Origin of the sequence: Collinsella sp. Sow4_E3 (assembly GCF_052116285.1) — a bacterium.
Classification (GTDB): domain Bacteria; phylum Actinomycetota; class Coriobacteriia; order Coriobacteriales; family Coriobacteriaceae; genus Collinsella.
The window spans coordinates 177,723-185,854 of the sequence record NZ_JBQKLJ010000003.1 but is presented as its reverse complement, the minus strand read 5'-3'; the positions used below and the strand labels follow the sequence as shown (position 1 = coordinate 185,854).

Below are 8,132 nucleotides of genomic sequence, written 5' to 3'. Positions count from 1 at the left end.
CGGCGCGGATAACCGCTGAAGGCATCTAAGCGGGAAGCCGTTCCAGGGATTAGTTCTCCTTCCGGTAAGGGCCCAGGTAGACTACCTGGTCGATAGACGGCAGGTGCAAGGCTGGCGACAGCCTCAGCCGAGCCGCACTAATCGCCCGAGCTCTTCCGGAACCGCACCTCGCGGCCCGCGGGACCCAGCGCTCACGCGCGGTCCGGGCACGAGGATGCCCCCGAGTCGGACCTCTCCTATACGCCATGCGGCCCCCAGGGCACGTGAGTGGGACACCGGGCACCGAAGATACGGTGGGCGCCGCCCACCGGTCAGCGGCCAGAGCATGGGGGGCACGCCCGGTCCCGTTCCGAACCCGGAAGCTAAGCCCCATCGCGCCGAGAGTACTGCGGGGCCAGCCCGTGGGAGGCCAGGGCGCCGCTGACCGGTGGACGGCACCGAGCCGTGCGCTTGGACTGAGAAGGGGGAGGCCTCGCGGCCTCCCCCTTTTTTGCGCTATATACAAGCTGTGCCTTGTGAACGGACTCTTCCTTTGACTCTCTTACTGTTTGGCTTTTTTTGAACCGTCGCTTTGTATTTGCGCGATAATTACTCGCATTGACGTTAGGGAGGGCTTGATGTTTACCGTTTTCGTTTTGGGCAATATTGCTTCGGGTAAATCGACTGCCTGCCGCTTTCTGGAATCTCGCGGAGCCCTGCTTATCGATTTAGACGTTCTTGCCAAATCGCTGTACGTGCCGGGGTCGGATATCGTCAATGCTCTTGCTGAAGAGTTTGGCTGGGATATTTTGGACGAGGATGGCGGTGTTCGACGTAACGTCCTCGCTTCTCGAGCTTTTGTTTCTCCCGATACGGTTGCAAGGCTCAATAGTATTGTGCACCCCGTTCTCGTTGAGCAGCTTTCGCTGAGGATTCTCGATCCTGTTTGCTGTACGGTTTCGTCTCCCCGCTATCCCTTTGCGGCGGTCGAAGTATCTGCTCCGACTGGCTTTGAGGACGCCTTTGGCCTTGCGGATGAAATTATGGTTGTTAGCGCTCCTTTAGCGGTCCGTCGCGAACGCGCTATTCACCGTGGTATGGAACCATACGATTTTGATGCTCGCTGTGCTTGCCAGCCCGATGAGTCTTCGCTTTGCAGTCTCGCCACGACCGTGATTGATAACGCGGCGGGCGACAGCTCGCTCTTTGAACAACTGGACGCGTGGCTTGCTCGCCATGGCCTTATGGATGCTATGGATAAGGAGACGACAGATGCCTAAGACGCGTTTCTTTACGTGGTATCGCCTTGTGCCGCTGGTTGTCGTTTTCGTCTTTGGCCTTATCTCGCTCGTTTACTCGTGTGCTCCCGCCGCTTTCTTTAAACCGTTCTATCCGATTGACTATGAGGCGTATGTAAAGCAGTCCAGTATTTCGCATAATCTCGATCCGTATCTGGTGTGTGCCGTCATCAAGTCGGAATCAAACTGGGATCCCGAGGCGGAATCAAACCAGGGCGCCCAAGGTCTCATGCAACTTATGCCCGAAACCGCTCAGGATATGATCGCTAAGGGCCTTGTCGACGGGGATGAGTATTCTGCCGATAACCTGAATGACCCTGCTTCGAATATCGAATTTGGGTGCGCGTACCTCTCATACCTGTTGACGTATTTCAATGGGTCGACGGATAGCGCTATTGCTGCTTACAATGCCGGAATGGGCAATGTCGATGGGTGGGCGCAGCAAAACACATCGCTCCATAACGCGATTGCCTTTCCCGAGACGCAAGCCTATTTGATTCGTGTCAATAATGCCTGGATTCGCTATAAGACCCTCTATCCCGACCGGTTCGTATAGGACTATGCCTGCCGCCTGCGTATACTGCAGATGTATGAGTTAGGAGTATCCATGGCGGATTTTGAAGTTGAGCGTGTTGGCGGAGAGCTCAAACGTTTTGGCGTTGAGGGCTCTGAGGTACCGTTTGAGGTCGTGTCTCCCTATGAGCCTGCAGGTTCACAGCCTAAGGCCATTGAGTCGCTTGTGCAGGGTGTGAGGGACGGAGACCGGTATCAGGTTTTGCTTGGCGTGACCGGCTCGGGCAAGACCTTTACCATGGCCAAGACCATTGAAGCTCTCGGTAAGCCAACGCTGGTCATGGCCCCCAACAAAACCCTCGCCGCCCAGCTTGCGAGCGAGCTCAAAGAATTCTTTCCCAACAACGCCGTGGTCTACTTCGTCTCGTACTACGACTACTATCAGCCCGAGGCATATGTGCCGCAAAGCGATACGTATATCGAGAAGGATGCTTCGATTAACGAAGAAGTCGAGATGCTTCGACATCAGGCGACCGCCTCGTTGCTTTCTCGACGCGATGTGATCGTCGTTGCTTCGGTGTCCTGCATCTATGGCATCGGCTCTCCTGAGGACTATGCGGGGCTGGCGCCGAATGTCGACAAGAAAGTACCGCTCGAGCGCGATGACTTTATCCATGCGCTCATCGACATTCAGTACGACCGGAACGACTATGACTTGGCGCGTGGCACCTTCCGCGTGCGTGGTGATGTTGTCGATGTGTATCCGCCCTATGCCGAGCATCCGTTGCGATTTGAGTTCTTTGGCGATGAGGTCGAGCTTATCGCCGAAATCGATGAGGTTACCGGTGAGATGCTTCGTGAGTATGAGGCTATTCCTGTGTGGCCGGCATCGCACTATGTGACCGAGAAGCCCAAGGTCAAGGCGGCCTTGAAGTCGATCAGCGAAGAGTGCGAGAAGCGCGTGGCGGAGCTCAAGGCGACCGACAAGTTGCTCGAGGCGCAACGTCTACAGCAACGGACCGATTATGACCTCGAGATGCTCGAGACGATGGGCTTTTGCAACGGCATCGAGAACTACTCGCGTCATCTGGACGGGCGTAAGCCGGGTGAACCACCGTTTACCCTAATCGATTACTTTCCCAAGGACATGCTCTGCATCATAGACGAGAGCCATGTGACGGTGCCGCAAATTCGTGGCATGCATGAAGGCGACCGTTCGCGTAAAGTGACCCTGGTGGAGCACGGCTTTCGCCTGCCCTCGGCGCTCGACAATCGCCCGCTTCGTTTCGATGAGTTTGAGGCGAGGATTCCACAGTTCATCTACGTCTCGGCCACGCCGGGCGACTACGAGCTGCGGGTGAGCCAAAACGACGTGGATCAGATTATTCGTCCGACCGGCCTGCTCGACCCCAAGATCGACGTGCGTCCCGTTCGCGGTCAGATTGACGATCTTGAGGACGAGATTCGCGAGCGCGTTGCCCGCAAGGAGCGCGTGCTGGTGACCACGTTGACCAAGCGCATGGCCGAGGACCTGACCGACCATCTACTTGATGCGGGCATTAAGGTCAATTACATGCACTCTGATACGGCGACAATGGACCGTGTCGAGATCCTGCGAACGCTGCGGGAGGGCAAGATCGATGTTCTCGTTGGCATCAACCTGCTTCGCGAGGGTTTGGATCTTCCCGAGGTCTCACTGGTGGCAATTCTCGATGCCGATAAGGAAGGCTTCTTGCGCAACCGCCGTTCGCTGATTCAGACGATTGGCCGTGCGGCCCGTAACGCCGATGGCGAAGTCATCATGTATGCAGACGTTGTGACCGATTCGATGAAAGCGGCCATCGAGGAGACGCGGCGCCGTCGCGAGATTCAGATGGCATATAACGAAGAACATGGCATTGTGCCCAAGACAGTGCGCAAGGCCATCAACGACATCTCAAGTTTTATTGCCGAGGCCGAAAAAACTGTGGGCTCCAAGGGACGCTCGAAGGGCGACTCTCTTGGCCATGGCGCATTCTATACGCCCGATGAGTCGGGCGAGGGCGGTGTGCCGGAAACGGTGGCGCCCGAGCAGACACTTGCGGAACAGTTGGAAGAACTACCGCATGACGAGCTTGTGCGGATCGTCGAAACCATGGAAGAGGATATGCGTAACGCTTCTGCCGCCATGGACTTTGAGGAGGCGGCGCGCCTGCGTGATGCTGTCGTTCAGATTCGGGCGATGCTCGAGGGTGCGTCTGAGGACGAGACGATCGAGCGCTTGCGTTCGCAGGCCCGCAAGGGTTCCACGTTCGCATCGGGTAGAAAACGCCAGGGTGCACGGTTTAAGAAATAGCGAACAGGCCCCGAGCTCCATAGGGAGCTCGGGGCCTGTGTCTTTTGCGCGCTGGAATTCGTTCGCTAGAGGTCTGCGATCAGGGCTTCGGCACAACGGATGCCGTCGGTGGCCGCGCTCATGATGCCTCCGGCATATCCAGCTCCCTCACCACAAGGGTAGAGGCCCGGGGTCGACACGGCATGGCACGTTCGGTCTCGGGTGACAGTGACCGGTGAGCTCGAACGAGTCTCCACGCCGGTAAGAACGGCATCGGGGCAGTCGTAGCCCCGTAGCTTTTTTCCGAGTAGGGGAAGTCCCAGTCGGAGCGACTCGACGATATGCTGCGGCAGGGCTTCGTCAATTGCCGTCCAGGTCACACCGAGCGGATAGGTGGGCTTTACCTTTCCGGGCGCCTTGCTGGCGCGTCCTGCGAGGAAATCTCCGACGAGTTGTGCCGGTGCGTTCCAGTTGGAACCGCCCAGGCGATAGGCGGCCGCCTCGCAGGCGCGCTGGAGCTCGATGCCGGCGAGCGGGTCATCGTCGGGAAGGTCCTCGGGCGTGACGTTAACGAGCAGGGCGGCATTTGCGTTACGGCCGTCGCGGGCATTGAGGCTGGCGCCGTTGACGCACAGGTGGCCCTGCTCGGAAGAGGCGGCGACAACCTGCCCGCCGGGGCACATGCAAAACGAGAACACGCTGCGGCCGTTGGGAAGATGAGCGACGAGTTTGTAGGGGGCTGCTCCGAGGGCAGGATGTCCCGCCGAGGCTCCATATTGGGCTCGGTCGATGTCGCGCTGCGGATGCTCGATGCGAACGCCCATGGCAAAGGTCTTTTGTGCGAGGGCCACGTTGTGGTCCTTAAGGAGTTCAAAAATATCGCGAGCAGAATGCCCGCAGGCGAGGATGAGGTGCTTTGTCTCAATTGGCTCGTAAGCGGCGTCTTGGGACGATTGGACATCAATACCGGTGATGGCGCCAGACGCGTCGATGCGAATGTCGACGAGTTTTGTTCGATAACGGACGACACCTCCGAGCTGCTCGATGCGCTGGGATATAGCGGTAACAACCGTGGGAAGGATGTCGGAGCCAATGTGCGGCTTGGCATCCCACAGAATATCGCGGGGCGCACCCGCCTCGACGAAGGTTTCGAGGATAAGGCGATGGGCGGGATTTTTTGTTCCCGTATTGAGCTTGCCGTCCGAGAAGGTCCCCGCGCCGCCCAGACCAAACTGAATATTGCTCTCGGGGTCGAGGATACGCTCCTTTAGAAAGAGGTCGATCGCCTGCGAGCGGCGAAATGCCGGGTCGCCGCGCTCGATGAGCAAGGGCTTAAGACCTGCTTCGGCAAGGGTGAGTGCGGCGAAAAGGCCGGCGCAACCGGCACCGACGACGACGGGGCGCTCTTTGGGTGCGCTGGAAACGGGGGAGGGGAATGAAGGCTCATCGTCTTCTATCGCGCGTACGCGCGAGCGGTCACGCTCGGCAACGCTGTCGACCGCTTCTCGCTCGAGGTGGGGACTAGTCAGCTCAACACGAAAGCTCAGGATAAAATGTACGTCTCGTTTTTTGCGAGCGTCGATTGACTTGCGGTGGAGCTCGATGGACTTGATCTCGGAGTCCTTGCAACGCAGGACGCGCTTGGCGAATCGCTTGCCAACAATGAGGCAGGCATTTTCATCGCCGGCTTCATCGAGTGACGCGTTGACTTGGGTGATTTCGATCATCGAGGTCTCCTTAGAGGCAAGAAAGAGACCGTCCGGTATCCCAGACGGCCCGAATGCGTTTTTGATTATAGACTGTGCGGCTACAGGCTGCTTGCAGCGCGAATGCCCGAGATCCAGGCCCACGCAAGGTTAAAGCCTCCGCAATCGGCGTCGATGTCGAGCGCTTCGCCGCAGACGTAAAGCGGGGCGTCGACAACGCTGCGCGCGCGTAGACTGGGTGTTGAGATGCTCTCGACAGATACGCCACCCCGCGTGACCTGCGCCGAGCGCTCCTCGGCTGTTCCCTCGACGAGCAACTTAAAGTGCTTGAGGATCGAGATCAGGTGGATGACATCGTTGGAGCCTGGATGGCACTGCTCGAACGCTGTGCAGACGACGCGGGAGAGTTGCGGGGCGAGCATGCCGTCGAGCCAACGGGGATCGCGGGGCGAAAAGCCGCCGAGCAGCTTAACGCGCCTGTTAAGCATATCGAGCAACTCGTCTTTAGAGAGGTCGGGGAAAACGTCGAGCAGGATCGTATCGCCGCGCTGGATACGACGGGAGAGGTTGAAGACAGCGACGCCCGAGATACCGAAGGTTCGAAACAGTACTTCACCGTCTTCGTGCCAGAGCTCACTGTGGTTTCGGGTGAGCGTCAAGCGGGCGCGGACGCGCAGACCATCCAACGTCTTGAGTGCTGCCCGATCGCCGACGACCGTTGCCGATATGGGGCAGAGGATGGGGCGCAGCGAAGTGAGGGGGAGGCTAAACGTATCGGCGATACCGGTGGGGTTGCCACCCGTGGCGATAATTACGGCATGTGCCTCCAGGGCCTCGTTCTTGCGAGGGACATCGGCGAGTGCTTTCCGAAGCGAGCGGAGCTCCGATTTTCGGTCGTCGTGCTTTTTTGCCTTGAGTGCCCGCGCTGGACGGTTTATTTGGAGTGCCCAGCCTTCGGAAGCTTTGTGCGCCGAGGCAACGTTGGCCCCGCAGATTAAGGTGATACCCAGGCGGTCGCAAACGTTGAGAAGCGCGTCGCGTACCGATTCGGCGCGAAGGGAGCGCGGGTACAGTCGGCCTTCCTCGGAGGTTGTCATGATGCCCAGCGAGGAGAAGAAACCCATAAGCTCTTGTTCGGGCTGGGGGCCCATGACGGATTCGACGAATGCGGGGTGGTTATACCGCTGAGGATCAATCGATTCGTTGGAGAGGTTGCAGCGACCGTTGCCGGTCGCAAGGAGCTTAAGGCCGCAGGCGACATCGCGCTCAACGATGCAGACGCTTTTACCCGCGCGTGCGGCCGTAATGGCGGCGGCGAGGCCTGAAGCCCCGCCGCCGATTACCAGGACGTCATAGAAGGCGCTCGTGTTCACTTAGGCCTCGTCGGTCTCGTGCGGGACAATGGCCTCGACGGCAGAGACGGCCTGGGGCAACATGCCGTCGGGCAGTGCGGTCTCGACCTCGCCCTTATCGCAGGCCTCGGCGAGTGCCGGATTAATGGGAAGCTGGCCCAAGATGTCGAGGTTATAGCGCTCTGCGACCTCGGGGAGCTTGCTCTTGCCAAAGACCTCGATCTTCTTGCCGCAGTCGGGGCACTCAATATAGCTCATGTTCTCGACAATGCCCAGAATGGGGACGTTCATCTTCTCGGCCATGTTAACCGCCTTGGCGACGATCATCGAGACCAGATCCTGCGGGCTCGTGACGATGACGATGCCGTCGACGGGCAGCGACTGGAAGACGGTGAGCGCGACGTCGCCTGTTCCCGGAGGCATGTCGACCAGCAGGTAGTCGATGGGGCCCCACGAGGTCTCGCTCCAGAACTGCCTAATGGCGCCTGCGATGACCGGACCGCGCCAAAGGACGGGGTCGGTCTCGTTTTGGAGCAGCAGGTTGGAGCTCATGACCTTGACGCCGTGCTCGGAGATTTCGGGCAGCATAAGGTTGCCAAGGGCATGGACGTGGCGTCCGCTCATACCGAACATCTTGGGGATAGAGGGACCGGTGATGTCGGCATCGAGGACGCCGACCTTGTGGCCGTGACGGGCAAGCTCGGTGGCGATGGCGCCGGTGACAAACGACTTGCCGACACCGCCCTTGCCGGAAAGCACGGCGATGACGCGTTTGACCTCGGACAGCGTGTTCTCCTCAAATTGCGACGGCGACGTTTGTCCGCCGGCGGCCTGTGCGTGCTCGCAACCCATGTATGACTCCTTTGTATATGTTGGGGCCGGGGCCCCGTGATGTGACACGAGCGTCATTGTACCCTCGTTTGCGAGCGGGAGTCATTTGTGATGCATTTGGGCCGAGCGTGCTTGCAAT

6 protein-coding genes and 2 rRNA genes are annotated in these 8,132 nt (G+C 59.0%); 5 read left to right on the top strand and 3 right to left on the bottom strand.

The annotated features are described in order from the left end of the window. The 5 genes from ACTQ48_RS03980 to uvrB form a co-directional block, all read left to right on the top strand. Positions 1-162: ribosomal RNA gene (locus tag ACTQ48_RS03980) — 23S ribosomal RNA — on the top strand; the annotation flags it as partial. A 148-nt stretch (positions 163-310) separates the two neighbouring features. Further along, positions 311-426: ribosomal RNA gene (gene rrf / locus ACTQ48_RS03975) — 5S ribosomal RNA — on the top strand. A gap of 191 nt (positions 427-617) precedes the next feature. After that, positions 618-1,259, top strand: a complete 642-nt coding sequence (gene coaE, locus ACTQ48_RS03970) for a dephospho-CoA kinase (RefSeq protein ID WP_441570186.1) — start codon at positions 618-620, stop codon at positions 1,257-1,259. Beyond that, positions 1,252-1,833: a lytic transglycosylase domain-containing protein gene (locus ACTQ48_RS03965; protein WP_441032774.1), complete on the top strand. Its 582-nt coding sequence runs from the start codon at positions 1,252-1,254 to the stop codon at positions 1,831-1,833. Before coaE ends, ACTQ48_RS03965 begins: the two co-directional genes overlap by 8 nt. 51 nt (positions 1,834-1,884) lie before the next feature. After that, on the top strand, positions 1,885-4,125 hold the full coding sequence (uvrB, locus tag ACTQ48_RS03960) for an excinuclease ABC subunit UvrB (protein ID WP_441570185.1): 2,241 nt from the start codon (positions 1,885-1,887) through the stop codon (positions 4,123-4,125). Between the two features lie 65 nt (positions 4,126-4,190). Here the strand turns inward: uvrB and ACTQ48_RS03955 are convergent, their stop codons facing one another. From ACTQ48_RS03955 to ACTQ48_RS03945, 3 genes are all read right to left on the bottom strand, one after another. Further along, a complete protein-coding gene (locus ACTQ48_RS03955) occupies positions 4,191-5,831 on the bottom strand; it encodes an NAD(P)/FAD-dependent oxidoreductase (RefSeq protein WP_441570184.1) in 1,641 nt (546 codons plus the stop codon). 80 nt (positions 5,832-5,911) lie between these two features. Continuing rightward, a complete protein-coding gene (locus tag ACTQ48_RS03950; protein ID WP_441570183.1) occupies positions 5,912-7,183 on the bottom strand; it encodes an NAD(P)/FAD-dependent oxidoreductase in 1,272 nt (423 codons plus the stop codon). Beyond that, on the bottom strand, positions 7,184-8,014 hold the full coding sequence (locus ACTQ48_RS03945) for an Mrp/NBP35 family ATP-binding protein (RefSeq protein WP_441570182.1): 831 nt from the start codon (positions 8,012-8,014) through the stop codon (positions 7,184-7,186). It lies immediately after the preceding gene. Positions 8,015-8,132: the final 118 nt, after the last annotated feature.